The 2104-nt window shown below is 64.2% G+C and carries 2 protein-coding genes; both read right to left on the bottom strand.

From position 1 onward, the window contains the following. Positions 1–144: 144 nt before the first annotated feature. Entirely contained in the window at positions 145–933 is a 789-nt protein-coding gene (gene istB / locus GQB03_RS22570; RefSeq protein WP_159694049.1) for an IS21-like element helper ATPase IstB, read from the bottom strand. Further along, a complete protein-coding gene (gene istA, locus GQB03_RS22565; RefSeq protein WP_159694047.1) occupies positions 930–2018 on the bottom strand; it encodes an IS21 family transposase in 1089 nt (362 codons plus the stop codon). Before istA ends, istB begins: the two co-directional genes overlap by 4 nt. Positions 2019–2104 lie beyond the last annotated feature (86 nt).

Here is a 2104-nt window from a genome sequence, read left to right as displayed (position 1 = left end):
TTGTCAATGCCGATCTAAAACTGACACGCTTTTGCCCATATTGCCGATTTAAAACTGATACACCCCCAAGTCATAGTCATGCGCTTTGCTCGCCCTGGAGAGAGGGCCGAAGGCCCGAACGTAGGGGCGAGCAAAGCGCGTCGATCAGCCGGGTGTGGCCACCCTGGGCTGCGCTTGCACCATGCCGGCCTTGCGTTGGTGCTTGAGCCGGTAGCTCTGACCGGAGATCGGCACGATGTGCGCGTGGTGCAGCAACCGGTCGAGCAGCGCCGCGGTGAGTGTGGCGTCCTGCGCGAAGGTGCCGTCCCACTGGCCGAACGGCAGGTTGCTGGTCACGATCAGGCTGGCACGCTCGTAGCGCGCTGCGATCACCTGGAAGAACAGGTTGGCCTGCTCGCGGCTCATCGGCAGGTAGCCGATCTCGTCAATGATCAGCAGGCGGTAGCCGTTGATCGCTCGCTGGAGCACGCGCTTGAGTTGGTTCTGAGCGTGCGCGACCGAGAGCGTCATCAACAGATCGGCCGCGGTAATGAAGCGGGTCTTGATACCGGCTTGGGCGGCGCGGTAACCCAGGGCGATGGCGATGTGGGTCTTGCCGACACCGCTGGGGCCCACCAGCACGACGTTCTCGGTGCGCTCGACAAAGGTCAGGCTCGCCAGTTCGTCGAGCTGGGCGCGCTTGAGCCCGGCGGCGAACCCGTAGTCGAACTCTTCGAGCGTCTTGATCGCCGGAAACCCGGCCAGACGCGTGAGCATGCGCTGCTTGCGCGCTTGCCGACCGGCCACCTCGCTTTGGAGCAGCGTTTCGAGGAAGTCGCTGTACGGCGTCTGCTCGGAGGCTGCGTGCTGTGCTGCCTGGGCATAACTTTGTGCGAGCACGGGCAACTTCAGCGTCTCGCACAGCGACTGGATGCGCTCGTACTGGAGGTTCATCGCACCACCTCCTGGCCCGGCTGCTGTGCCCTCAGAAGTTGATCGTAGACCGCCAACGGATGCTGCTGCGGCTGGGTGCTGTCGATGTGCTCGAGCACCACTACCGGGCGTTCGCGCTCGATCGGTCCGCACGCGTGGGCCTGAGGCCGGGCGCCGGTGATGTCGCCGCGCCACGGCGGGGGCAGGCTCTGCAGTGCAGCGCGCTCCGCGTCAATGCGCTCGAGCGGGGGCACGCCGGTGGTGCCATGTACACGCACATTGGCCACTTCGTCCTGCCAGCGCCGAACCGCGGCGTTGGCGGTGGCCGCATCGAGCGCCAGTCCGACCTGTTTCAACTGTGCGGCCAGCGGCACGTAGAACGAGCGCCGCAGATAGCCATTGAAGCGCTCGACCTTGCCTTTGGTGCGCGCCCGATACGGCCGACACAGCTTGATCACGAAGCCGCAGTGGCGCGCGTAGTCGAGAAAGCCGGCGTGGTAGCGGTGCTCGCCCTCGCCGCCGGCGTCGCGTTCGAGCACCACGGTCTTCATGTTGTCATACAGCCCTTGTTGCGGGACGCCGCCGAAGGCCGCAAAGCAGTGCTCGTGGCAGGCGATCAGCGTGCTCACCTTCATGTCGGTGACGAACTCGACATGGCTCATCCGGCTGTACCCGAGCGTCGCGCAAAAGGCGTACAGCGGATTCTTGCCCTTGCGAAACTCCACCCAGTCGATCTGCATCTGCTGGCCGGGCGCCGTCTCAAAACGCACCACCGGCTCGATCGGCGCAGCCGGCCGAAGCGTGCGCATGAAGGCGCGCAGCTGGCTCGATCCGCCCGCGTAGCCCTGCGCCACAATCTCGCGCATCAGCACCGTCGCAGGGATCCAGTTCGGGTGCGCCGCCCGCTGACGCTCGCGCAAATATTCTTCGAACGGTGCCAACTTACTTGCCCGCTTCACCTTGCGCTCATAGCGCGGCAAGCCGGGGGCCGCCAAGTGGGCTCGTACCGTATTGACCGCACAACCTACCTCCTGCGCGATGCGCCGAAGGCTCATCCCATGACGCCTCAAGACCTCGATTTCCACATACACCTCGTCTGTGATCAACGGGACTCCAAAAAGCCCCGATCTTCCCTACTTGGTGTATCAATTTTCAATCGGCAGCATGTGTCAATTTACATCCGGCAGCGACA

The organism is Cognatazoarcus halotolerans (assembly GCF_009800965.1).
GTDB lineage: Bacteria > Pseudomonadota > Gammaproteobacteria > Burkholderiales > Rhodocyclaceae > Cognatazoarcus > Cognatazoarcus halotolerans.
Note: the sequence above shows the minus strand (reverse complement) of the source record. Positions and strands in the feature narration are given on the sequence as shown.

What these genes read in the sequence shown, in the direction of transcription:
- istB (WP_159694049.1), bottom strand. Translation starts at nt 933, where the DNA reads ATGAACCTCCAGTACGAGCGCATCCAGTCGCTGTGCGAGACGCTGAAG.